Source organism: Pilimelia terevasa (genome assembly GCF_014647915.1).
In the GTDB taxonomy this organism is placed as follows: Bacteria; Actinomycetota; Actinomycetes; order Mycobacteriales; family Micromonosporaceae; genus Pilimelia; species Pilimelia terevasa.
The window spans coordinates 57,182-79,580 of sequence record NZ_BMQC01000014.1 but is presented as its reverse complement, the minus strand read 5'-3'; the positions used below and the strand labels follow the sequence as shown (position 1 = coordinate 79,580).

Genomic DNA, 22,399 nt, shown 5'->3' with positions numbered 1-22,399 from the left:
GATGTTCCTTGCGACCCTGGCCGACTACGCCGGCAACCTCGGCCACGCCGCGCTGATCCTGCTGGTCGTCGCCGTGTCCGTCGGCGGCGGCTGGCACCTGCTGAACCTGCTGACCCGGGTCGACGACAACGACGAGCTGTTCGTCCGCGGCAACGGCGCCTACCTGGCCCAGCGGCTGGGCATCAGCGTCGCCCAGGTCGTCGGCCTGCTGCCGGCCATCGGCCACTACGACCCCACCCGCTGGCGGACCTCGGCGTGGTGGCTGGTCGCCGAGTGCGCGTTCGTCCTGGCGGCGGTCCTGCTCGCCCGGCCCGTCGTCGACTGGCTGGTGCTGCCGGCGGTGCGCAACGCCACGCTGCTGCGCGAGGGGAGCCTGGCCGTGGGCATCACGGAGGCCGGCTTCTACCTGGCCACCGGCTTCGTGGTCAACGGGGCGCTCAGCGGCGGCGCCGACTCGCTGGCCCTGGCGCTGGCCAGCACCGCCGGGTTCTTCGTCCTCGGCCTCGCCCTGGTGGCCGGCGTGTTCTGGCTGCACGAGTGGGTCACGCCGTACCACCTGCGCGACCGGATCGCCCAGGGGTCCGTGCCGGCGGCCGTCGAGGTCGCGGGCGTGCTCACCGCGCTCGGCATCGTGGTGCGCGAGGGGGTGGCCGGGGACTTCGACACCTGGGGGGCCAGCCTCGCCCGCTTCGCCGCCACGGTGGTGCTCGCGGTCGCCGTGCTCTACGCCTTCCGGTGGCTGATCGACCGGCTGGTGCTGCGCGGCCACACCGTGCGGGCCACCCAGAACGCCGACCACCTGGTCGCGGCCTGCCTGCTGGCGGGTCTGTTGGTCGGGGCCGCGTTCGCCGTCGCCGAGGTGGTCGGCACCCAGCTCTGAGCGCCGGGCCGGGCGGATTTCCGGCCGGGTACCCGATTCGGTGGTAACCGGGGCAAGATTGTGGGATGACCGGGTACCCCTGGCCGATCGAGACGGACACGCTCGACAACGGCCTGCGCGTGATCGTCAGCGAGGACCACCGGGCGCCGGTGGTGGGCGTCAACCTCTGGTACGACGTGGGCTCGCGGCACGAGCCGGCCGGCCAGACGGGCTTCGCGCACCTGTTCGAGCACCTGATGTTCGAGGGCTCGGCGCAGGTGGGCAAGACCGAGCACATGAAGCTCGTCCAGGGCTCGGGCGGCAGCCTCAACGCGACCACCAACCCGGACCGGACCAACTACTTCGAGAGCGTCCCCGCCGAGCACCTGCCGCTGATGCTGTGGCTGGAGGCCGACCGGATGGGCGGGCTGGTCCCCGCGCTGACCCAGGAGACGCTGGACAACCAGCGCGAGGTCGTCAAGAACGAGCGCCGGCAGCGGTACGAGGACCAGCCGTACGGCGACTTCTGGCTCCGGCTGCTGCCGCTGATGTACCCGCCGGGCCACCCGTACCACCACGCCACCATCGGCGAGATGGCCGACCTCAACGCCGCCGACCTGGTCACCTTCCAGAACTTCCACCGCCGGTACTACGTGCCGCACAACGCCGTCCTCACCGTCGTGGGCGACACCACGCCCGACGAGGTGTTCAAGCTGGCCCGGCAGTACTTCGGCGGGATCCCCCGCGGCGCGGACATCCCGCCCGCCCCGGCCGGGCGGGACCTGTCCCCGGCGGGGCCGCCCCGCCGCGAGGACGTCGTCGCCGACGTGCCGGCCGCCCGGGTCTACCTGGCCGTGGCCACGGCGCCCTTCGGCAGCGCCGACTACGACGTGGCCTCGGTCCTGGCCGGCGTGCTCGCCACCGGCCGGGGCAGTCGGCTGTACCAGCGCCTCGCCGAGGGCCGCCGCCTCGCCCAGCCCGACTACCTGGCCGCGTACGGCGTCGACCTCGCCCACGCGCCCGCCCCGCTGATCCTCAGCGCGACCGCCCGCGACGGCGTCGGGGCCGACGAGCTGGAGGCCGGCCTGGTCGACGTCGTGGACGAGCTGGTCCGCGACGGTGTCGCCGACGATGAGGTGGCCCGCGTCCAGGCGCTGATGACCACCTCCTGGTGGCGGCAGATGGAGACGGTCGCCGGCCGCGCCGACGCGCTGAGCCGGTACGCGACGCAGTTCGGCGACCCGCGGCTGGCCGGTACCCGGCTGCCCGCCCGGCTCGCCGTGACCGCCGCCCAGGTCTCGGCGCTGGCCGCCGCGGTGCTGGCCGCCGACCGCCGGCTGACGATCCGGTACCTGCCCGAGAAGGAGCGCCCGTGACCGCCCCCCTGCTCGCCGACCGGCCGCCGGCCGGCCCGCCCCGCCCGTACGCCTTCCCGCCGCTGGTCCGGCTGCCGGTCGCGGGCGGGGAGGTGCTCGCCGCGCACCTGCCCGGCCAGCCCCTGGCCGAAGCGGTCCTGCTGCTGGACGCCGGGGCCGGCCGGGAGCGGCCCGGGGCCGAGGGCGCGGCCGGGGTGCTGCTCAAGGCGCTGGAGGAGGGTACGGCGACCCGGGACGCCACCGCGTACGCGTACGCCATGGAGTGCCTGGGCGCCCAGCTCTCCACCCACGTCGACTGGGACCGGGTCGAGGTCGGCGTCAGCGCCCACGTCGACCGGCTGCTCGCCGCGGTCGGCCTGCTGACCGAGGCCGCGCGGACGCCCCGCCTGGACCCCGCCGACGTGACGCGCGTCCGCGACGACGAGGCCGCCGCCCTGCGGATGGAGTGGGCCGGTCCCGGGCCGCGCGCGGACGCGGCGCTGCGGCACGCCCTGTTCGGCGACCAGCGGCCGGGCCGCCCCATCCACGGCGACCCGCGCAGCGCCGCCGCGCTGCCGGTGGCGGAGGTGCGGGCGTACCACGAGCGGTGGTTCCGCCAGCCCGGCGTCCTGCTGGTCGTCGGCGACCTGGACCGGCTGGACCTGGAGGCGCTCGGCGCGGTGGCCTTCGCCGGTACCGGCGCACCCGTACCCGCCGAGACCGGACTCATCGGCGCGGAGCTGGCCAGCACCCGCCGGATCCTGCTGATCGACCGGCCCGACGCGGTGCAGTCCACGCTGCGCCTGGGCCACCTGGGACCGCACCGGGCGCACCCGGACCACGTCGCGGTCCAGCTCGCCGGCACCGTGCTGGGCGGCTCGTTCACGTCGCGGCTCAACCACCTGCTGCGCGAGGTGCGCGGGTTCACCTACGGGGTGCGCGGGGAGTTCGCGGCCTCACGGCGGTTCGGGCGGTTCACGGTCCGGGCGGCGGTCCGCGCCGACGCCACGGCCGCGGCGCTCACCGACGCGGTCGGCGAGGTGGTGCGGATCCGCGCGGAGGGCGTGACCGAGGACGAGGTGGCCGTCGCCCGCAGTTGGCGCGCGGGCCAGCTCTCGGTGGAGTCGCAGACGACCGGGGCGATCGCCCGGCTGCTCTCCTCGATCGTGGTGCACGGGCTGCCGGACGACTTCGTGGTGCGGCAGCGGGAGCGGTACCTGGCGGCCACGCCGGGGGAGGTGGCGCCGGCGGCGGCCACCCACCTGCGGCCGGACGACCTGGTGCTGGTGGTGGAGGGCGACGCGGCCCGGATCCGGGCGGACCTCGCGGGGACCGGCCTGGGCGAGATCGTCGACGTGCCGCGCCTGACCTGACCGACCCGCCCGGGGCGCCGGTCCGCGTGCGGCAATGTTGTCACCATAGATGATCTACGCCGAGCCGGTACGTGGCGGGTCAGGAGCTGCGGTCCCTGTACGAGGAGTGCCGGCGGCGCGTGGGTAGCGTCCGCCGTACGGGTGACCGACGGGTCCCAGGGGTGCGCGGCCGGACCAGACTGGGGGCGTCGTCGGGCGAGAGGGGTGCAGGGATGTCGGTACGCACACAGGTGGTGGCGGGGGCGCTGTGCGCGGCCGTCGTCGCGGCGCTCGGCGCCGGGCCGGCGGTCGCCGCGCCAGCGGCGGGAGGCGACCGCACCAGCGCCCGCGAGGCGCGCCGGGTGGACCGGGTGGCCACGCCCGTCCTGCGCTGGCGGGCCTGCGACGAGCCGGGACTGGCCGGCCTGGAGTGCGCCTCGATGGCGGTACCGCTGGACTACGACGCGCCCGCGGGGCCGACGACGACGCTCGCGGTGAGCCGGCTGCGCGCCACCGACCAGGCGGGCCGGATCGGCAGCCTGGTGCTCAACAACGGGGGGCCGGGCGGCGCCGCGCGCAGTATGCCGCTGTGGGGCGAGTACTTCGGCGCGCAGGTGCGGCGCCGGTTCGACCTGGTCGGGCTCGACCCCCGCGGGATCGGCGGCAGCGACCAGGTGCGCTGCTTCGCCTCGACCGCCGCGCAGCAGGAGGCGGCCCGCGGCGTCGACTTCGTCGTCCCGCAGCGGCGGGCGCAGTACCGGGCCGCCGCCGCCTACGCCGCGGCGCTGGGGCGGGCCTGCACCGGTACGACCTCGGGCCGGGCCGTCGGGGCGGCGATGTCCAGCGCCCAGGTGGCCCGGGACATCGAGGTGCTCCGGCGCGCGCTGGGCGATCCGAAGCTGAACTACTTCGGGCTCAGCTACGGCTCGGTCCTGGGGCAGCACTACGCGGCGATGTTCCCGGACCGGCTGCGGGCGCTGGTCGTCGACGGGGTGCTCGACGCGCGGGACTGGCGCGGCGACCGCGGGCGGGGCGGCCTGCCGACGTTCGTCCGCACCGGGTCGGCCGCGGCGATGGTCGCGGCGCTGGACGCGCTGTTCGACCGCTGCCGGGCGGCCGGGCCGGCGGCGTGCCCGCTGGTCGCGCGGGGCAACCCGGCCGCGGTGTACGCGGCCGCGGGCGCCCGCCTGCACCGGCGGCCGGCCGCCGTCCCGATCGGCGGCGGGGCGCCGTTCCTGCTCACCGACGACGCGTTCGCGCTGCTGGCCGGCGACGGCCTGTACGGCGCGCGGGGGGAGGTCGACCTCGTCGCCACGTTCGTCCGGGACGTCTCGGTGCTCGCCGACCCGGCATCGGACGCCGCCGCCCGGGCGGCGGCGCAGGCCGGTGTCCGGGGGTACCTGACCGGGGGCGGGTCGGAGGCGGCGCCGGCCGCGGACGAGTACGACAACGGGCGCGAGGCGCAGATGACGGTCGTGTGCCTGGACGGCCGGCACGCCGGGGACGTCCGCGAGTGGTGGGGTCCGTTCGCGGAGGCCGGCCGGACCGGCGGCCACATCGGCCGGTTCTGGGCCTCGGTCGACCAGCCGTGCGCCACCGGCACGTGGCCGGCGCGGGACGAGGACCGGTACACCGGCGGCTTCGACCGGCACACCGCCGCGCCGGTCCTGGTCGTCGGCAACCGGTGGGACCCGGTGACCCCGCTGGCCGCCGCCCGCGCGGTGGCCCGGCTGCTGCCGCGGGGCCGGCTGGTGGCCAGCGAAAGCTGGGGCCACACCGCGTACGGGTGGGTGCCGTGCGTGGCGGGGGTGGTCGACCGGTACCTGGTCGAGGGGGACGCGCCGCGGGAGACCGCGTGCCGGGGACGCCAGCCGTTCCCGCCGGCCGGGGCGGCGCGGCAGGCGCCGGCGGCGCCGCGGTGGGCGCCGCTGCTGCCGCGGTGGCCGGCGGCGGCACCTGCCGCGGTCGCGCCGCGCCACTCCTGACGCGACGCCCGCGCCACTCCTGACGCGACACCTGAGCCCGCCGGTTCCGCGGCCCGCGGGACCGGCGCCGGCCGGCGTCTCGTCGCCGTGCGGAGGCGGTCCGACACCGACAGTCCAGCCAGGACGGAGATCCGGTACCGCTTCGGTGGACAACCTCGCCCGGGGCGGCGTCGGTTACCTATGATGCGGCGGCGCGTCCGCTCGCGCGGCGGCCGGGGCGCGCGGGCCCGCCGCACGCGCGGACGGGCCGGGCCGCCCGGACGGCGGAGAGCGAATGGCAGTCGGCAACGGGTCCATCCGGTCGAAGATCACGGCGCTGGTGCTGACGCCGCTCGCCGCCGTCACGCTGCTGTGGGGCTTCGCCCTCACCCTGACCGTCGGGCCGGCGCTCAACCTGCTGCACTTCCGCACGGTCGCCGAGAACGTCGCACGCCCGGCCGAGGTGCTGGTGACCGAGCTGCAGCGCGAACGGCAGCTCTCGCTCGTCTTCCTCGCCGGCCAGGCGCCGACGCCCCCGCTGGACCGGCAGCGCCGGCAGACCGACGGCGCGGTCGCCGCGTTCCGCCGGCTCGCGGGCCTGCCGGGCGCCCGCGACGCGATGAACCCGCAGGCCGCCCAGCGGGTCGCGGAGCTGGTCCGGGCCGTCGAGGACCTGCCCGAGACCCGGACCCGGGTCGACCGCCGCGAGGTGGACCGGGTCGCCGCCCTGCGCCGGTACACGGCGGTCGTCGACACCGCGTTCCGGCTGATGCCGGCGGTCACCGACGTCAGCGACGACGAGCTGGCCCGGCGCACCCGGACCCTCACCGACCTCGCCCGCGCCCGGGAGCTGCTCGCCCAGGAGGACGCGCTCGTCGCCGGTGCGCTGGTGGCGGGGCGCTTCGTCGACGCCGAGGCCGGCACCGTCAGCCAGCTCGTCGGGCTGCGCCGGCTGCTCTACACCGACGCCGCCGCCGCGCTGCCGGAGACCGGCCGGCAGGCGTACCGGACGCTGCAGGCCCTGCCGCACTTCGAGGCGCTGCTGACCATGGAGGACCTGCTCGTGGCCCGCGGCCGGGCCGGCGAGGCGCCGCCGGTGGACGCCCGCCGGTGGGCCGAGAACTACCGCGCGGTGGCGGCCGCGGCGCGCGCCTTCGAGGTCGCCCAGGCCGCGGCGGTGGCGGAGCGGGCGGCGCCGGTGGCCCGCGGCATCGTCGCCCGGCTGGCGGTCGCCGGCCTGCTCGGGCTGCTGGCGGTGGTGGCGACCCTGCTCATCTCGGTGCGGATCGGCCGGTCCCTGGTCCGCCGGGTCGGGCGGCTGCGGCGGGCGGCGCTGGAGCTGGCCGAGGTCCGGCTGCCGTCGGTGGTCGCGCGGCTGCGCCGCGGCGAGCCGGTGGACGTGGGGGCGGAGACGCCGGCCCTGGCCGAGGGCGCCGACGAGATCGGCGAGCTGGGGCACGCCTTCGACGGGGTGCAGCGCACCGCGGTGCAGGCCGCCGTGGACGAGGCCGCCTTCCGCCAGGGGACCTCCGAGGTCTTCCTCAACATCGCCCGCCGCAGCCAGACGCTGCTGTACCGGCAGCTCGCGATGCTGGACCGGATGGAGCGGGAGACGACGGACCCGGCGTCGCTGGCCGAGCTGTACGCCATCGACCACCTGTCCACCCGGCTGCGCCGGCACGCGGAGGACCTGGTGATCCTGGCCGGCGCCACCCCGAGCCGCGGCTGGCGGGAGCCGGTGCCGCTGGTCGACGTGCTGCGCGGGGCGGTGTCCGAGGTGGAGGACTACGCGCGGGTGGACGTCCGCGAGGTGCCCGCGGCGGCGCTGGTCGGGCGGGCGGTACCCGACGTCATCCACCTGCTGGCCGAGCTGGTGGAGAACGCCACCCGGTTCTCGCCGCCGCGCAACCGGGTCCGGGTGACCGCCCAGGAGGTGCCGGCCGGCGTCGCCGTCGAGGTCGAGGACCGCGGCCTCGGGATGCCCGCCGACGCCCTGGCGGAGTGGAACCGGCAGCTCGCCGCGCCGCCGGAGTTCGACCCGGCGGCCAGCGCCCGCCTGGGCCTGTTCGTGGTCGGGCGGCTGGCGGCGCGGCTGGCCGTGCCGGTCCAGTTGCGCCCGTCCCCGTACGGCGGGGTGACGGCCGTGGTGCTGCTGCCGGCGGCCCTGGTGGTGGCCCTGCCGGAGCCGGCGCCCGCGGCCCGCCGGGGCCCGGCCAGGGCGGCCCGGCCGGGCCGGCTGCGGCCGGTCCCGACCATCCCCGCGCCGCGCCGCCCGGCCGAGCGGCCGGCCGACGAGGCGCCGGTGGCCGGGCGCGGCCTGCGGGTGCCGGCTCCCCGGCAGGGCCAGTCGGCGCGTACCGCCGCCTCCACGGTGGACGGTGCGCTGTCGGAGGACGGCCTGCCCCGGCGGGTCCGGCAGGCGAGCCTCGTGCCGCAGTTGCGGGAGCCGACGGCTGCGGCGTCGGCGCCGCCGGGACCGCCCGCCGGGGCGCGCTCGCCGCAGTCGGTGCGCAGAATGATGAGCGACTTGCAGGTACAGACGAGGCGGGGCCGGGCGGAAGGCTCGACCGGCGACATCCGCGCGGATACGGTGACGGCGCGGCCCGCGGACGACGCGGGCGGCGACGCGTCAGGACCGTCCGATGGGGAGGGGTGCGCCTAGTGGGGCTGCCGGGCAAGGAGCTGGACTGGCTCCTCGACGATCTGCTCACCCGGGTACCGGGCCTGGAGCGCGCGGTGGTGCTCTCCGCGGACGGCCTGCTCATCGGCGCGTCCGGCGGGCCGGAGCAGGACAGCGGCGAGCACCTCGCGGCGATGGCGGCGGGCTTCGCCAGCCTCGCCCGCAGCGCGAGCCGCCACTTCGGCGCCGGACAGGTCCGGCAGACCGTGGTCGAGATGGACGACGCCTTCTTCTTCGTCACCGCCGCCGGGCCGGGCGCCTGCCTGGCCGTGCTGACCCGCGCGGACGCCGACATCGGGCTGGTGGCGTACGAGATGGCGATGCTCGTGGCCCGGGTCGGCCCCGAGCTGTCCGCGCACACCCGGCCGACGGCGGGTGCGGCCGATGACCAGTAACGAGCGGGCCGCGGCCTGGTGGGACCGCGACGCGGGGCCGGTGGTCCGGCCGTACGCGATGACCGGCGGGCGGGTGCCGGCGGCGGCCCGCTTCGACGTGGTGGCGACCGTCCGGGCGGCGCCGCTGGGCGGCGCCCTGCCCCCGGACCTGCAGCCGGAGCACCGGCAGATCCTGGCCGCCGCCCGGAGCCCGATCACCGTGGCGGACCTGGCCGCCGAACTCGACCTGGCCCTCGGCGTCGTGCAGGTCCTCCTGCACGACCTGGCGGTGCAGGAGCTGATCTGCCTGCACGAACCGGGCCGCGCCTCTGCCGTGCCGGACGAGAACGTACTCAAGGCGGTGGTAAATGGACTACGCGCGCTCTGACCGCACCGTGCCGCTGGCACTGAAGATCCTCGTCGCCGGCGGCTTCGGCGTCGGCAAGACCACGTTGGTCAGCGCGGTCAGCGAGATCCGGCCGCTGCACACCGAGGAGGTGCTCACCTCGGCCGGCCTGGACACCGACGACACCTCGGGCGTGGAGCAGAAGACGACCACGACGGTGGCGATGGACTTCGGCCGCATCTCCGTCGGCTCGGACATCGTGCTGTACCTGTTCGGCACGCCGGGGCAGGACCGGTTCTGGTTCCTGTGGGACGAACTCGCCCACGGCGCGCTAGGCGCCGTGGTGCTCGCCGACACCCGCCGGCTGGCCGACTGCTTCCCGTCGGTCGACTACTTCGAGCGGCGGGGGACGCCGTTCCTCGTCGCGGTGAACTGCTTCGACGGGGAGCAGCGGTTCGCCACGCAGGCGGTCCGCAACGCCCTGGACCTGGACCCGGACGTGCCGGTGGTGCTGTGCGACGCCCGGGACCGCCGGTCGAGCAAGGACGTGCTGATCACCCTGGTCGAGCACGTCATGGACCAGGTGGCCCGCACCCAGACCCCGGCGTCGGTGCGCTCGTGGTGAGCCCGGGGCGCGGGTAGGCGGCGGGTCCGGGGGCCGGTGCTGGCCGCCGCCGCGGCCGTCGGTCACCATCGGGCGATGGGCGGGACGTGGCGGCGGGCGTACAGCGTGGCGGTGCTGGTGACCCTGGCCGCCCTGGACAACGTGGTGATCGGGCTGCTGCCGCCGCTGTACACGCCGTGGAGCGCGGCGCTGGGCGTCGGCGAGGCGGCCCTCGGCGTGACGACGGCGGCCACCTACCTGGTGACGGCCGCGTCGGCGGTCGGTTGGGGGTACCTGGGGGACGCCTGGCGCCGCCGGCCGCTGCTGCTGGTCGGCACCGTGGGCTGGACCCTGGGCGCGCTGGGTACCGCCGCCGCGCCGTCGTTCGGCGCGTTCGTGGCGGCGCAGTTGCTGACCGCGCTCGGCCTGGGCGCCGTCAGCGTGGTGGGCTTCTCGGTGGTCAGCGACCTGGTGTCGCCGCGGCGGCGCGGGCTCGTGCTGGCGCTGTGGGGCCTGTCGCAGGGGGCCGGGCTGCTGGCGGGGACGCTGCTGGGCGGGCTGCTCGGGGCGCGCCAGCCGCGGCTGCCGTTCCTGGTGCTCGCCGTCGTCGGGGTGGTCGCCGCGGCGGCGTACCTGGGGACCCGCGAGGTGCCCCGGGGCGGCGCGGAGCCGGAGCTGGCGCCGCTGTTCCGCGACGGCGCCGGGTACCCGTACCGGCTGCGGCGCGGCGACCTCGGCGTCCTGTGGGCCCGCCGGACCAACCGCTGGCTGATCCTGCAGGGGCTGACGGCGCAGGCGGCGCTCGGCTCGTTCGTCTGGCTGCCGCGGCTGCTCCAGTCGCGCGCGCAGGAGCAGGGGATCGACACGCCGACGGCGATCATGGTTGGGAGTGTCCTGGCGGCCCTGCTCCAGCTCGGCGGCGTGCTCTCGGTGTGCGGCGGCTGGCTGGGGGACCGGGTGGCCCGGCGGCGGCCGGGCGGCCGGGCCCTGGTGGCCGGCGTCGCCGTGCTGGCGGCCGTGCCGCTCTACGTCGTGCTGTTCCTGCTGCCGCTGCGGGTGCCGGTGCCGGCCGGGGCGGACGCGGGGGCGGTGCTGCGCGCGGTCCTCGGCGGGGTGCTCACGTCCCCGACGGTGGCGGCGGCGGTCCTGCTGGGCCTGTGCGCCGCGGGCCTCACCGCCGCGAACTCGCCGAACTGGTTCGCCCTGATCGCCGAGGTGAACCCGCCCGAGCACCGCGGCACGGTCTTCGGCCTGGGCAACCTCGTCAACGGTGCCGGCCGCGCCGGCGGGACCGCGCTGGCGGCCGGGGTGTTCCGGGCCGTCGCGGCGGCCGTGCCGCCGCCCGCCTCCTACGCCGTGGGCCTGGCGGCCTGCCAGCTGATGTTCGTACCGACGGGCCTGATGTTCCTGCGGGCGGCGCGCAGCAGCCCCGCCGACATCGCGGCGACCGCGGAGCTGCTGCGGGAGCGGGCGGCCGCGGCCCGCTGACCGCGCGTCCGGCGCGGAGTCCGGCCGGGTGCGCGCCGGCCGGGCGCGCACCCGGCCGTGCGGCGGTCAGGAGACCCGGCTGTGCTCGGCCGTCGGCGCGGACATCGCCGCCGCCAGCGACACCTGCCGCAGGCTCCACGCCGGGTCGCCGCCGGACTCGGCCGCCGCCGCCCGGGCGCCGCTGCGGTCGCCGTCGAACTCCTCCTCCGTCATGGCCTGCAGGGCCGAGAAGGCCATGCCGATGAGCGCCGCGGCCGCGAGCAGGGTGATCGGTACCAGCAGCGAGAACGGGTTGATCCCGTCGACCGGCGCGGGGTCGTGCGCCAGGTGTACGCGGATCGCGGCCATCCCGGTGTAGTGCATCCCGCACACGGCCACGGCCATGGTGGTCGCCGCCGCGAGGATCGGGCCCCAGCCCTTGACGATGGTGGTGAACCAGAGGGCGGCCGTGGCGGCGACGACCGCGATCAGCGCGGACGCCGCGACCAGCGGCAGGTCGAACTCCATGGTCCCGGCCAGGCGCAGGCCGGCCATGCCGGTGTAGTGCATCCCGAGTACCCCGAACCCGGTGAAAAGCCCCCCGCACAGGATCCGCGGCAGCGACGGGGCGCGCCAGCCGACCAGGAACAGGCCGACGCCGACCGGTACGACGGCGAGCATCATGCTCAGCAGCGTCAGCCACGGGTCGAACCGGACGGGGCTGACCGGTACCTCGAAGCCGAGCATGGCCATGAAGTGCATGAGCCAGATGCCGGTACCGCCGATTGCCGTCGCGGCGATGACCAGCCAGCGGGCGCGGCGCCCGGCGGTGCGCGACTCGCGGGCGCGGGCGGTACAGACGAGGCCGAGCAACGACCCGAGGAACGCCATCAGGAAGGCGACGACGGGGGTGAACCAGCCGTAGGTGAAGTGGTGGATTTCGGCCATGATGGACACCTCGGAGAAAGGGGGGTGAGGACCGTCCTATAGGGACGATGCGGCGCAAGGACTGTAGAGGATTCAGCCACACGAGGGTGCGGCGACGTCGCACACGGCGTCCGCCAAGCGGCAAATGTGGGCTGATTCATCGATCCGGACCGGTCTGCCCGGTCGGTGCCCGTCAGGCAGGAGCGGCGGCTGGGACGCCTGGGTACCGGCCGGCCCCGGCGGATCCGCCTTTCGCCGGTCGCCGCTCCCGCGCGTGGCTAGGGTGAAGGGGTCGGCGACTCCGGTGGCCGACGCTGGAGGATCACCCGCCAACGGGGAGGATCGCCGTGACCGTCGCCCACCGCCGCGCCCGCCACACCCTCGACGAGAGCCAGGCGCGCGCCTGCGCCCAGTTGGCGATCCTGGCCCGGCTGCCGCCGCGGCACCCCTCCCGGGCCGCCATCCGCGGCGAGATCATCGAGGCGTGGCTGCCGCTGGCCGCGCGCCTCGCGCACCGGTTCGCCGGCCGCGGGGAGCCGGTCGACGACCTCGTGCAGACCGCGACGATCGGGCTGATCAAGGCGGTCGACAGGTTCGACCCCGGGCGCGGCGTGGAGTTCGCCGGGTACGCCATCCCGACCGTCGTCGGCGAGATCAAGCGGCACTTCCGCGACCGGACCTGGGACATCCGGGTCCCGCGGCGCCTCCAGGAGCTGCGCGCGTCGATCTCGTCGGCCACGGCCGTCCTCCAGCAGCAGCTCGGGCGCTCGCCGACCGTCGGCGACCTCGCCCGCCACCTGCGCGTCGGCGAGGAGGAGGTGCTGGAGGGCCTGGAGGCCGCGCGGGCGTACCACGCCGTCTCGCTGTCGGCGCCGGCCAGCGACGGGGGCCGGGCCACCGAGATCGGCGAGCTGCTCGGCGGCGAGGACGGGGAGTTCGAGGTCACGGAGCTGCGGCTCGCGCTCGGGCCGGCGCTGGCCAGCCTGGACCGCCGGGAGCAGCGGATCCTGGTGCTGCGCTTCTACGGCCGCCTCACCCAGTCGCAGATCGCCGCGCGGATCGGCGTCTCGCAGATGCACGTGTCCCGACTGCTGGCCCGGGCGTTGACCAGACTGCGGGGCCAGCTCGACCGGTGATCGAGGTTTGCCGATCGCACACCCCGGGAACCTGAGCGCCCATGGACGTACTTCTTTGGTTGCTCGCCGTCATTCTTGTCGTGTCCGGCGTGGTCGCGCTGCTGCGCAGCCAGCTCCTGTGGGGCATCGTGCTGATCATCCTGGGTCTGCTCGTCGGACCGGGTGGTGTGAGCTTGTTCACCTGACGCGGGTGGCGGGCGGACGGGAACCGCCGGCGGGCTAGCGCCCACCGGCGGTTTCTGCGCGTTGTCGGCCGACCGGGGCGGGGGGCCGGCCGCGTTTCCCTGCCGGCGCGACGGGGGTACGACACCACGAAGGGTGAACCGTTCGGCATGAGTCCTCGTACCACCGCACGTGACATGTGTCGCATAGCCACGCCCGAAGGAGGTGTCGTGCCGATCACCAACGGGGATACAAATCGGGCAAACAGCCGTCCAGGGTGGTGGAATGCCCAATTCTGTCCGGTCGTCACAGCGATTGACCATCCGACTCACAGCGACCGTTCAGGCACCCGTGGCACGGTCGAGATCCAGCAGGCGGAATCACGGAGCGAGGTCGACCGTTGATTAGGCCGAGGGCGCGCGCCGAGTGGCGACCGGGGGAGGACGACATGGGTATGCACACCCCGCAGGCACCGCGGACAATCACGAACACCAGCGAGGGGATCGTGGAGACTCCAGAGAAGACGACCACCACGGCGCGGCCAGAGACCACCCTGCGGACCGACGAGGTCGCCGAGGAGCGGGACCTGGTCGGCGTGTACCTGCACGAGATCTCGCGCACCCCGCTGCTCGACGCCGTCCAGGAGGTCGAGCTGGCCAAGGCCATCGAGGCCGGCCTGTACGCCGACCACCTCCTGGAACGCGGGCGCAGCCGGCGCGGCGCCACCGAGGACGAACTGGACGCGCTCGTCGCCGCCGGGGAGCGGGCCAAGGACCTGTTCATCCGCGCCAACCTGCGCCTGGTCGTGTCGATCGCCCGCCGGTACGTGCGCAGCGGGATGCCGATGCTCGACCTCATCCAGGAGGGCAACACCGGCCTGGTCCGGGCCGTGGAGAAGTTCGACTACGAGCGCGGCTTCAAGTTCTCCACGTACGCCACCTGGTGGATCCGGCAGGCCATCAGCCGGGCCATCGCCCAGCAGGAGCGCACCGTCCGGCTGCCCGTCCACCTCGTCGAGGACGTCAACCGGATGCGCGGCGTCACCCGGCAACTGACCCGGGAGCTGGGCAACGACCCCGAGCCGGAGCAGGTGGCGGCGGCGCTCGGCGTCTCGGTCGAGCGGGTACGGGAGCTGATGCGCTGGTCCCAGGACACCGTGTCGCTGGACACCCCGATCGGCGACGACGGCGACACCAAGCTCGGCGACCTGGTCGCCGACTCCGACGCCCCGTCGCCGGAGGAGCTGGTGCTCTCGGCTCTGGAGCGCCAGCGGGTCGACCAGCTCCTGCACCAGCTCGACGACCGGTCGGCGGGCATCATGCGGGCCCGGTACGGGCTGGAGGACGGCCGCGAGCACTCGCTGACCGAGGTCGCCTCGCGGTTCTCGCTGTCCCGCGAGCGCATCCGCCAGTTGGAGATCCAGGCACTGGGGCGGCTCCGCGAGCTGGCCCGCGCCGAGGGCCTCCAGGCCGCCTAGACCGACGCGCTCCGGCTGCCCGCCGGTTCGACGGGCAGCCGGACGCGACGACCAGAGCGGCGCCACCCCGGTTCGGGGCGGCGCCGCTCTGCTGCATGTCGGGTCCGGGCGCCGGTGTCAGGCCGGCCGGCGCGCGGTCAGCGGGGGCGGCCGTAGCCGTAGATGCTCATCATGCCGATCGGGGAGATCTTCACCTTCTCGCCGAAGGTCGGCGCGTGGATGACCTTGCCGCCGCCGACGTAGATGCCGACGTGGCTCAGGTCGGTGTAGAACACCAGGTCACCCGCCGCGATCCCGCCCCGCTGGAGGCGGGCCACGTTGTTCCACTGCATCCGGGCGTTGTGCGGCAGGCTCTTGCCGGCCTTGCGCCAGGCCGCCGCGGTCAGACCCGAGCAGTCGTACCCGTCGGGGCCGTCGGCGCCGAATCGGTACGGCTTGCCGATCGCCTGGTACGCGAACCGCACCACGGCGCCGGCCTGGCCGGAGACCTTCGGGACGGTGCCGGTGAAGCCGCCGCCGCCGGAGTCCTTGGTGCCGTAGACCTCGCGGCGCAGGGTGTAGAACGTGTCCAGGTCGGCCTTGATGGCCGCCTTGCGCTTGCCGAGGTCCCGGACCTGGATCTCCTGGCGGGCCACCTCGGTGGCCAGCCGCTGCTGGTCGGCGGCGTAGCTGTGGGTGGCGGTCGTGAGGTCGTTCACCTTCGCCTGGCGGCGCTGGGTGAGCTGGTCGATGGCGCCCAGCCGGCGCATCATGTTGTCCGGGCCGGGCTGGCTGAGGACGGCGCTCGCCTCGTGCAGATTGCTGATCTTGTACGTGGACGCCGCCACCTTGGCGAAGTCGGCCTTGGCGCCGGTGACCTGCTTCTCCAGTGCGGGCATCCGGGTGCGGATTTCCTTGATCTTGTTCTCGTTCGCCGTGAGCTGCTCGCGCGCCTCGTTGTAGTCCTCGCTCACCTGCTTGAGGGTGGCGGACTGCTTGGCGATCTTCTCGCGGAGCTCCGCTTTCGTCGGCGCGGCGGCCGCGGGTGCCGCGCCGGCACCGGCCAGCGCGAGGCCGGCGGCGAGGGCGGCGGTCAGGACGCGCCGGGACGGGCGGCGGGGGTGCACGTGGGCCACGGGGGAAGAATCCTTCTCGGGCTGTGCGACCGGCCGGTACCACGGGAGGGCCGGACGGGACGCGGCGCCGCCGGCACCCCGGCGACTGACGACCGCGGCCAGTGCGGGCAAAACTAGCCCGCGGACCGCCGCGCGCACAGGGCCTGGACGTACGAGGAGGGTGGCCCGATCCGGCAAATCTGCCCCAACGTGGACGCTCCGTAGCGAGTACAGCCCTTACGGGTGAAGGAAATCAGGAGCGGGCGAGTTCCGGTACGGCGGTGCTGACCCAGCCGGTAACGACGCGTTCTGCCCAGAACGAGACAAACGGGACAGTCCCCGCGAGCATCACGAGCACCATCCGCTTCATGCTCCACTTCGCCCGGCGGGCCAGGTCGAAGGCGGCCACCAGGTACAGCATGTACAGGAAGCCGTGCGCCGGCCCGATCGTCTCCACGATCGCGGGGTCGTCGGCGAGGTACTTCAGCGGCATCCCGACCACCACCAGCACGATCAGCACGACGCCCACGACCCAGGCCACCGCCCGGTACCTCAGCAGCGCTCCGGTCACGGTGTCTCTCCTCTCCCGGCCGGGCCGGGGTAGTCGCCCGGCCGCGCGCCCGGGTGGGCGGCCAGCCAGGCCAGGTAGTCGTTGTACGCCGTCAGCGCCGCGTCGGGCGCGTCCCCGCGCGCCCCGGCGCGGCCGGCGGCCGCCGCACCCCGCGGGAGGAGGACCGGCGGGCGGATGCCGTCGGTCCGCCGCGCGGGCGCGGGTGCGGGGGCGCCGGGCCGCAGGGCGAGCCGCACCTCGCGCCACCAGATGAACCCGACGAAGCCGGCGAAGATCGGCCACTGGACGGTGTAGGCCCAGCTCAGCGCGTTGCCGGAGGACGCCCGCTGGAACTGCCACCAGCCCAGGCCGAGAAAGGCCGGCACCAGGACCGCGGCCAGCCCGTGCCGGGCCAGCCACGCGGGTGTGAGCAGCCGCCGCATGGCCCCGAGGGTACCCCGGCCCCGCCCGCACCCCCGCGGGGCCGCCCGCGGGTTTCGGCGGACCGCCCCGCGGGAAGGCGGAGGGGAACCGGGGCCGCCCGCGCGCGGGTGCCGACGACGCGGAGGTGGGCGCGATGGTCGAGTTGCTGGAGCTGGGGGTCGACCCGACGATGCTGAGCGAGGACGACCTGCTCCGCGAGCTGCGCAGCCTGCACCGCACCCGGCTGGACACCCTGCGGCACGGCGCCCGCCACGCCCTGACCAACCACCTGCGCCGGACCGCCGACCTGGAGTCGGAGTACCTGGCCCGGCACCCGTCCCGCGAGATCGACCCGCACCGCCTGCGCGCGCACTGACCGGCGACACCCGGGACCCGACACCCGGCACCCCGCACCCGGCGCGCGCGGGGCGGGCGCGGGTCAGCGGGTCGGGTGCTGGCCCACCGCGTCGGCGTGGCCCCAGCGGCCCGGGATCCCGCGCAGCGCCAGGTGCCCGATCCGGTCCGGCAGGTACGGGTCCACCTGCAGGCCGTCCTCCTCGGTCGGCTCCAGACCCAGCAGGATCCGCAGCAGCAGCAGCGGCGCGCCGGTCGCCCACGCCTGGGGCGAGCACGCCGTCGGGTAGACCACCGGCACGTCCGTGGCGCGGCGCGGGTAGCCCGCGAAGGCCTCCGGCAGCCGGAACCCGACGTGCTTGGCCGCCTCCAGCAGGGCGACGGAGAGCCGGTTGGCCTCCTGGCGCCGGCCGTAGCGGTACAGGCCCGCGGCGATCAGCGCCGTGTCGTGCGGCCAGATCGTGCCGTTGTGGTACTCGATCGGGTTGTACGGCCGCTGCCCGTCGGCCAGCGTGCGCACGCCCCACCCGCTGAAGAGCTGCTCCCCGCACAGGTGGGTGACGAGCGAGCCCACCCGGTCGTCCGGCACGATCCCGCTCCACAGCAGGTGGCCGATGTTCGAGGTGAGCGTGGCGACCGGGTTCTTGTCGCCGTCCAGCGCCACCGCGTAGAAGCCCTGGTCGGGCAGCCAGAACTGCTGGTCGAACCGCCGCTGCAGCTTCTCGGCGTCGGCGTCCAGCGCGTCGGCGTACGCCGGGTCGCCCCAGAACGAGCGGGCCAGCCGGGCCGTGCGCCGCAGCGCGTCGTAGCAGTACCCCTGGATCTCGCACGTGGCGATCGGCGTGCGGGCGACCGTGGCGTCGGGGTGGACGATCGAGTTCCACGAGTCCTTCCAGCACTGGTTCTCCAGGCCGATGCCGGGGTTGCGGGTCTCGTACTCGACGAACCCGTCGCCGTCGAGATCCCCGTACCGCTGCATCCACGTCACCGCGGCCCGCGCGTGCGGCTCCAGCTCGCGGATGGTCTCCGCGTCCCCGGTCCACCGTTCGTACTCGTCGAGGACGATGAGGAACAGCGGTGTGGAGTCCGCGGCCCCGTAGTACGGCGACTGCGGCCGCTCGCCGAAGTGGGCCATCTCGCCGAGCCGCAGCTCGTGCAGGATCTTGCCGGGTTCGGCGTCGCGCATGTCGTCCACGGCGGTCGCCTGCTGCGCGGCCAGCGCCCGCAGCGTGGTGCGGGCCAGTTCGGGGACGAACGGCAGCGCCTGGTAGCTGGTGATGAGGCTGTCCCGGCCGAAGACCGCCATGAACCACGGCAGGCCGGCGGCCGGCAGCGACGCCGAGGAGTCCGGGTACGGGTAGAAGCGCAGCGCGGCCAGGTCGATGATGCTGCGCCGGTACGTGGACTTCAGGTCGTGCCAGTCGGTCTCGATCCGCGGCGCGGCCGCGAACCACTGCGGCAGCGAGGCCGGCATGTCGGGGGAGTGGGCGCGCTTGCCCAGCGGCTGGTCGGCGGCCAGCGCCACCGCCACCTCGATCTCGCCCTGCCAGACGTCGCGCGGCTCCAGGGTCAGGCGGAAGGTCAGCGACTCGTCGGTGAAGTACGCCCCCGGGGCCCGCAGGTGGGTCTCGCGGCAGTAGCCGTCCCGCCGGTAGCCGAGGGTCAGGGTGTCCTGCCGCTGGGACCGGTAGGGCGTCCCCTTCTTGTTGAGGCCGTCCTTGACCTCGAAGATGTCGGCGAAGTCGGCGTCGAACAGGAACGTCAGTTCGAGCTGGAGGGGCTCGATGCCGTGGTTCTGCAGCTCCAGCTCCTCCCGCATCCCGCGGGCGACCTCGCGCCGCCGGATCACCGACAGCGACGGGTTCTTGTAGATCGTGCCGGTGGGCTCGACGAGGAAGAACGCGGCCTCGTCGTACTCGATCGTCTTGGCCGAGAGCACGTCGAGCTGGCGGCCGTTGAGGCGCAGTTCCCAGCGGGACAGGTGCCGGACGTCGCGGTAGAACAGCCCCACCGCGTCGTCGCGGCTGGCGCGGAAGTCCCCGCGCCGGTCGCAGACGACGAAGGCGCTGCCTTGCAGGATGCTGATCGTCTGGTCGGGCACGGGGTCCTCCTGGGCGGCCGGGGGGCGGTCCGTACTACTTCATACCTTGCCGGGTGGGTTCCATTCCGGCCAAGTGCCCTTTTCGGGGAACTGGCCCGGAGCGCCGCCAGATTCGTCGTAGTTTGAGGTTTGCCAGCCGCATCCGGGGGGACGGTTGCGGCAACAGGAGGTGCCCACGATGGAGACCGACGAAGCCGACGACCGCCCGATGCGCATTGCGATGGTCGCCCCGCCCTGGTGCGAGGTGCCGCCGGCCGGGTACGGCGGGTTGGAGCAGGTACTGGCGTACCTGGTCGACGCCCTGGTGGACCGGGGTCACGACGTCACGCTGTTCGGGGCCGGCGAGCGGTCGACGACGAAGGCGCGCTTCGTCAGCACCGGGCCGATCCAGTACGACCACATGAACTGGGCGCTGCCGGAGCTGGACCACGTCGCCCGGATCAACGAGATGCTGGACCGGGGCCGCTTCGACGTCGTCCACGACCACACCAACGTCGGCCCGCTCACCGCGGCCCTGCGCCGGGCGCCCACCGTCGTCACGGTGCACAACCTGCCCCGCGGGCAGCTCGCCTCCTACCTGTCCCGCCTCGACCGGCGGGTCGCCCTGGTCGCCATCTCCTACGCCCAGCGCCGGCTGGCCCCGCACCTGCCCTGGTCGGCGGTCGTCCACCACGGCATCCCGGTACCGGGAACCAGCCGGAGCGCGCCGGGCGACGGGCCGGCTCTGTGGTTGGCGCGGTTCTGCGCCGACAAGGCTCCCGAGCTGGCCATCGAGGCGTGCCGCGCGGCCGGGGTGCCGCTCGTGCTGGCCGGCAAGTGCCAGGAGCCCGGCGAGCAGCGGTACCTGGCGGAGGTCGTCCGGCCGATGCTGCACGACGGCGTCGAGCTGGTCGTCAACGCGGAGCGCAAGGTCACCGCCGACCTGACCGCCCGGGCGCGCGCCCTGATCCTGCCCCTGCGTTGGGAGGAGCCGTTCGGGATGGTGCTGATCGAGGCGATGGCCGCCGGCACCCCCGTCGTCGCGCTGCGCCGCGGCGCCGTGCCCGAGGTGGTGGTGGACGGCGTCACCGGCTTCGTCCGCGACGACCCCGGCGCGCTCGCGCAGGCGCTGGGCCGGATCGGCGAGATCGACCCGCAGGCGTGCGTGGCGCACGTGCGGGAGCGGTTCTCGCCGGCCCAGATGGCGCGCGGGTACGAGCACGTGTACCGCTGGGCGCGGCGCCGGGTGGCGCCGATCGACCCGCTGGCGCCGCTGGACCCGCGGGCCGCGCTGGGCGCGCCGCTGTTCGACCCGGCGGTGCTCGCCGTCACCGGGCCGTCTCCCGCATCGCGTCCCGCGCGTCCGACGAGCCCGGCCTGAGCCGCACGGGAAGCGGCCCGGCTGTGGAACCCGGCGCGCGCCGCGCCGGGTTCAGGCCAGGGCGGCCTCGGCGTCGAGGACGACGGCCGCCGCGTGCACGACCGCCGCGATGCGCAGCGCCTCGTGCACCTGCTCGCGCGACATCCCGGCGCCCCGGACGGTGCGCTCGTGCGACTCCACGCACGTGCCGCACCCGGTGACGGCGGAGACCGCCAGGCACCACAGCTCGAAGTCCGCCTTGTCCACCCCCGCCTCGCGCGGCGCCGTGGCGATGGCCTGCATCCGCAGCCGGGCCGGGATCGCCTGGTAGGCGGCGTCGCCGACCAGGTGCGTGGCGCGGTAGTAGATGTTGTTCATCGCCATCACCGCGGCGGCCGCCTTGGCGGCCGTCAGTACCGGCGGCGGGACGTGGGCGGCGGCCGTCTCGGCGACCGCGCGCAGCAGGGCCGCGTTGCGGGCCGCCACCGCGCAGGCGAGCGCCGACCCCCACGCCTGGGTGGGGGTCAGCGTCGTCGCGTCGAGGACGGCGCCGAGATTCAGCTTGATGTCCTTGGCGTACGCCGGCAGCGCCGCCCTGATCCCCGCGATTCCCGCGCCGTCGCCGCTCATGCTCAGCCGGCCAGCAGCGCCGCGGCGTCGAGCGTGTCGCCGCCCTTGCTCCAGTTGCACGGGCACAGCTCGTCGGTCTGCAGGGCGTCGAGCACCCGGAGCACCTCGGCGACGTTGCGGCCCACGGAGCCGGCGGTGACCATGGCGAACTGGATCTCGTTGTTCGGGTCCACGACGAAGGTGGCGCGCTGGGCGACGCCGTCCTCGCCGAGGATGCCGCACGCCTCGCTCAGCTCGCGCTTGAGGTCCGAGAGCATCGGGTACGGCAGGTCGCGCAGGTCGGGGTGCGCCTTGCGCCACGCGTGGTGGACGAACTCGTTGTCGGTGGACACGCCCAGGACCTGCGCGTCGCGGTCGGCGAACTCCTCGTTCAGCCGGCCGAACTCGGCGATCTCGGTCGGGCAGATGAAGGTGAAGTCCTTCGGCCAGAAGAAGACGACCCGCCACTTGCCCTCGTACTTCTTGTTGTCGATCTGGGCGAACGCCTGGTCGGCGTCGAGCGAGACGCAGGCGGTCAGGTCGTACTCGGGGAAGTGGTCGCCGACGGTAAGCACGCGGTTTCTCCTTGACACAACACAGGGTGGGGGGACGAACGTCCGAGTGTGACCGTACTTCGGCCGCGCGGCGAGCACCCGCGCGGCGTGGTGTGAAAGCGGTCACCGGTCGGGATTGGCCGCCGGCCCGTCCGGGTACCGGAGTCGCAGCAGCGTCACCGGCCGGCCGCGATCACGCGGCCGGCCGGTCGCATCCCCCGTCCGCCCCGCATCCAGGAGGCAGCCATGCGGTACCGCCGTTCCCACGCCACGATCAGCGTCTTCCTGGTGATCTGGCTTCTGATCGGGCTGCTCGCCGCCTGGCAGCGGGGCTACCTGTCGCGCAGCAACGCCTCCTGCGACCGGCTCGGCGCGACCGCCCTGACGATCGTCGCCGGCCCGCTGAACTACGTGGGCGCCAACCCGGCGGTGAAGTGCGTACTTCCGAAGCCCTCGCAGTGACGCCCGCGCTCCTCCCGGTGCCGGCGCGCCGCATTCCGGCAGGCCAGCACCGGGAGGGCGGCGGCGGCCGGGCCACCGGGGCCGCGGGCAAGGTATCGACACAGAAGAATGCGAGTGGTATCGATCTGACGACGGGATGAACGCCGGAGTCCCGAACAGGCGGGCAGGTTTCGCGGACGGTTCGCCGGTGGAACGCACAGTTGTCACTCT

At 75.0% G+C, this 22,399-nt stretch carries 22 protein-coding genes; 15 read left to right on the top strand and 7 right to left on the bottom strand.

What is annotated here, in order from left to right; genetic code table 11:
- Position 1 precedes the first annotated feature (1 nt).
- From IEY75_RS17070 to IEY75_RS17035, 9 genes are all read left to right on the top strand, one after another.
- The gene (locus IEY75_RS17070) at positions 2 to 880 is read left to right on the top strand and encodes a DUF350 domain-containing protein (protein WP_189115365.1); all 879 of its coding nucleotides are present in this window, start codon (positions 2 to 4) and stop codon (positions 878 to 880) included.
- Positions 881 to 945: 65 nt separating this feature from the next.
- The gene (locus IEY75_RS17065) at positions 946 to 2,235 is read left to right on the top strand and encodes a M16 family metallopeptidase (protein ID WP_189115364.1); all 1,290 of its coding nucleotides are present in this window, start codon (positions 946 to 948) and stop codon (positions 2,233 to 2,235) included.
- Entirely contained in the window at positions 2,232 to 3,587 is a 1,356-nt protein-coding gene (locus tag IEY75_RS17060) for a M16 family metallopeptidase (RefSeq protein ID WP_229789815.1), read from the top strand. Before IEY75_RS17065 ends, IEY75_RS17060 begins: the two co-directional genes overlap by 4 nt.
- 212 nt (positions 3,588 to 3,799) lie before the next feature.
- Complete coding sequence (locus tag IEY75_RS17055) at positions 3,800 to 5,551, top strand: alpha/beta fold hydrolase (RefSeq protein WP_189115363.1); 1,752 nt, start codon at positions 3,800 to 3,802, stop codon at positions 5,549 to 5,551.
- Positions 5,552 to 5,825: 274 nt separating this feature from the next.
- A complete protein-coding gene (locus IEY75_RS17050) occupies positions 5,826 to 8,192 on the top strand; it encodes a sensor histidine kinase (protein ID WP_229789814.1) in 2,367 nt (788 codons plus the stop codon).
- Positions 8,183 to 8,605 carry a roadblock/LC7 domain-containing protein gene (locus tag IEY75_RS21020; RefSeq protein ID WP_229789812.1) on the top strand — a complete coding sequence of 141 codons (423 nt, stop codon included), beginning with the start codon at positions 8,183 to 8,185 and terminating at the stop codon, positions 8,603 to 8,605. The genes IEY75_RS17050 and IEY75_RS21020 overlap by 10 nt, the downstream gene beginning before the upstream one ends.
- Positions 8,595 to 8,972: a DUF742 domain-containing protein gene (locus IEY75_RS17045; RefSeq protein ID WP_189115362.1), complete on the top strand. Its 378-nt coding sequence runs from the start codon at positions 8,595 to 8,597 to the stop codon at positions 8,970 to 8,972. Before IEY75_RS21020 ends, IEY75_RS17045 begins: the two co-directional genes overlap by 11 nt.
- Entirely contained in the window at positions 8,953 to 9,555 is a 603-nt protein-coding gene (locus IEY75_RS17040; RefSeq protein ID WP_189115361.1) for a GTP-binding protein, read from the top strand. Before IEY75_RS17045 ends, IEY75_RS17040 begins: the two co-directional genes overlap by 20 nt.
- A 75-nt stretch (positions 9,556 to 9,630) precedes the next feature.
- Complete coding sequence (locus IEY75_RS17035) at positions 9,631 to 11,022, top strand: MFS transporter (protein WP_189115360.1); 1,392 nt, start codon at positions 9,631 to 9,633, stop codon at positions 11,020 to 11,022.
- A 66-nt stretch (positions 11,023 to 11,088) separates the two neighbouring features.
- On the opposite strand, the gene IEY75_RS17030 is transcribed toward IEY75_RS17035, so the two are convergent.
- Entirely contained in the window at positions 11,089 to 11,949 is an 861-nt protein-coding gene (locus IEY75_RS17030) for an MHYT domain-containing protein (RefSeq protein ID WP_189115359.1), read from the bottom strand.
- 392 nt (positions 11,950 to 12,341) lie between these two features.
- Here IEY75_RS17030 and IEY75_RS17025 point away from each other — a divergent pair, with 392 nt between their 5' ends.
- The 3 genes from IEY75_RS17025 to IEY75_RS17015 all read left to right on the top strand — a co-directional run bounded on the left by IEY75_RS17025 (position 12,342) and on the right by IEY75_RS17015 (position 14,703).
- The gene (locus tag IEY75_RS17025; protein ID WP_229789819.1) at positions 12,342 to 13,064 is read left to right on the top strand and encodes a SigB/SigF/SigG family RNA polymerase sigma factor; all 723 of its coding nucleotides are present in this window, start codon (positions 12,342 to 12,344) and stop codon (positions 13,062 to 13,064) included.
- Positions 13,065 to 13,105: 41 nt separating this feature from the next.
- Complete coding sequence (locus tag IEY75_RS17020) at positions 13,106 to 13,249, top strand: GPGG-motif small membrane protein (RefSeq protein ID WP_189115358.1); 144 nt, start codon at positions 13,106 to 13,108, stop codon at positions 13,247 to 13,249.
- Positions 13,250 to 13,680: 431 nt separating this feature from the next.
- Complete coding sequence (locus IEY75_RS17015) at positions 13,681 to 14,703, top strand: sigma-70 family RNA polymerase sigma factor (RefSeq protein ID WP_189115382.1); 1,023 nt, start codon at positions 13,681 to 13,683, stop codon at positions 14,701 to 14,703.
- A 137-nt stretch (positions 14,704 to 14,840) separates the two neighbouring features.
- Here the strand turns inward: IEY75_RS17015 and IEY75_RS17010 are convergent, their stop codons facing one another.
- The 3 genes from IEY75_RS17010 to IEY75_RS17000 all read right to left on the bottom strand — a co-directional run bounded on the left by IEY75_RS17010 (position 14,841) and on the right by IEY75_RS17000 (position 16,790).
- A complete protein-coding gene (locus tag IEY75_RS17010; protein WP_189115357.1) occupies positions 14,841 to 15,818 on the bottom strand; it encodes a C40 family peptidase in 978 nt (325 codons plus the stop codon).
- Between the two features lie 232 nt (positions 15,819 to 16,050).
- A complete protein-coding gene (locus IEY75_RS17005) occupies positions 16,051 to 16,368 on the bottom strand; it encodes a DUF3817 domain-containing protein (RefSeq protein WP_189115356.1) in 318 nt (105 codons plus the stop codon).
- Positions 16,365 to 16,790 carry a hypothetical protein gene (locus IEY75_RS17000; RefSeq protein WP_189115355.1) on the bottom strand — a complete coding sequence of 142 codons (426 nt, stop codon included), beginning with the start codon at positions 16,788 to 16,790 and terminating at the stop codon, positions 16,365 to 16,367. The genes IEY75_RS17005 and IEY75_RS17000 overlap by 4 nt, the downstream gene beginning before the upstream one ends.
- A gap of 134 nt (positions 16,791 to 16,924) precedes the next feature.
- Here IEY75_RS17000 and IEY75_RS16995 point away from each other — a divergent pair, with 134 nt between their 5' ends.
- On the top strand, positions 16,925 to 17,146 hold the full coding sequence (locus IEY75_RS16995; RefSeq protein ID WP_189115354.1) for a DUF6158 family protein: 222 nt from the start codon (positions 16,925 to 16,927) through the stop codon (positions 17,144 to 17,146).
- Positions 17,147 to 17,209: 63 nt separating this feature from the next.
- Here IEY75_RS16995 and IEY75_RS16990 read toward each other — a convergent pair whose 3' ends face one another.
- Positions 17,210 to 19,225 (bottom strand): amylo-alpha-1,6-glucosidase, encoded by a 2,016-nt coding sequence (locus tag IEY75_RS16990; protein WP_189115353.1) that lies wholly within the window; start codon positions 19,223 to 19,225, stop codon positions 17,210 to 17,212.
- A 178-nt stretch (positions 19,226 to 19,403) separates the two neighbouring features.
- Between IEY75_RS16990 and IEY75_RS16985 the strand changes: the two genes are divergently transcribed.
- Positions 19,404 to 20,585, top strand: a complete 1,182-nt coding sequence (locus IEY75_RS16985; RefSeq protein WP_189115352.1) for a glycosyltransferase family 4 protein — start codon at positions 19,404 to 19,406, stop codon at positions 20,583 to 20,585.
- Between the two features lie 51 nt (positions 20,586 to 20,636).
- Here the strand turns inward: IEY75_RS16985 and ahpD are convergent, their stop codons facing one another.
- Together ahpD and IEY75_RS16975 are read right to left on the bottom strand one after the other, a co-directional pair.
- Positions 20,637 to 21,194, bottom strand: coding sequence for an alkylhydroperoxidase, AhpD family (gene ahpD / locus IEY75_RS16980; protein WP_189115351.1), 558 nt, complete (start codon positions 21,192 to 21,194; stop codon positions 20,637 to 20,639).
- A gap of 2 nt (positions 21,195 to 21,196) precedes the next feature.
- Entirely contained in the window at positions 21,197 to 21,748 is a 552-nt protein-coding gene (locus IEY75_RS16975) for a peroxiredoxin (RefSeq protein WP_189115350.1), read from the bottom strand.
- A gap of 225 nt (positions 21,749 to 21,973) precedes the next feature.
- Here IEY75_RS16975 and IEY75_RS16970 point away from each other — a divergent pair, with 225 nt between their 5' ends.
- Positions 21,974 to 22,189, top strand: coding sequence for a hypothetical protein (locus IEY75_RS16970; protein ID WP_189115349.1), 216 nt, complete (start codon positions 21,974 to 21,976; stop codon positions 22,187 to 22,189).
- The last annotated feature ends 210 nt before the right edge of the window (positions 22,190 to 22,399 follow it).

Coding starts and splice junctions, on each gene's coding strand:
- IEY75_RS17000 (WP_189115355.1), bottom strand. CDS start 16,790: ATGCGGCGGCTGCTCACACCCGCGTGGCTGGCCCGGCACGGGCTGGCC.
- IEY75_RS17015 (WP_189115382.1), top strand. CDS start 13,681: ATGCACACCCCGCAGGCACCGCGGACAATCACGAACACCAGCGAGGGG.
- IEY75_RS16995 (WP_189115354.1), top strand. CDS start 16,925: ATGGTCGAGTTGCTGGAGCTGGGGGTCGACCCGACGATGCTGAGCGAG.
- IEY75_RS16970 (WP_189115349.1), top strand. CDS start 21,974: ATGCGGTACCGCCGTTCCCACGCCACGATCAGCGTCTTCCTGGTGATC.
- IEY75_RS17035 (WP_189115360.1), top strand. CDS start 9,631: ATGGGCGGGACGTGGCGGCGGGCGTACAGCGTGGCGGTGCTGGTGACC.
- IEY75_RS17055 (WP_189115363.1), top strand. CDS start 3,800: ATGTCGGTACGCACACAGGTGGTGGCGGGGGCGCTGTGCGCGGCCGTC.
- IEY75_RS17045 (WP_189115362.1), top strand. CDS start 8,595: ATGACCAGTAACGAGCGGGCCGCGGCCTGGTGGGACCGCGACGCGGGG.
- IEY75_RS17020 (WP_189115358.1), top strand. CDS start 13,106: ATGGACGTACTTCTTTGGTTGCTCGCCGTCATTCTTGTCGTGTCCGGC.
- IEY75_RS16985 (WP_189115352.1), top strand. CDS start 19,404: ATGGAGACCGACGAAGCCGACGACCGCCCGATGCGCATTGCGATGGTC.
- IEY75_RS17065 (WP_189115364.1), top strand. CDS start 946: ATGACCGGGTACCCCTGGCCGATCGAGACGGACACGCTCGACAACGGC.
- IEY75_RS17030 (WP_189115359.1), bottom strand. CDS start 11,949: ATGGCCGAAATCCACCACTTCACCTACGGCTGGTTCACCCCCGTCGTC.
- IEY75_RS17050 (WP_229789814.1), top strand. CDS start 5,826: ATGGCAGTCGGCAACGGGTCCATCCGGTCGAAGATCACGGCGCTGGTG.
- IEY75_RS17070 (WP_189115365.1), top strand. CDS start 2: ATGTTCCTTGCGACCCTGGCCGACTACGCCGGCAACCTCGGCCACGCC.
- ahpD (WP_189115351.1), bottom strand. CDS start 21,194: ATGAGCGGCGACGGCGCGGGAATCGCGGGGATCAGGGCGGCGCTGCCG.
- IEY75_RS17040 (WP_189115361.1), top strand. CDS start 8,953: ATGGACTACGCGCGCTCTGACCGCACCGTGCCGCTGGCACTGAAGATC.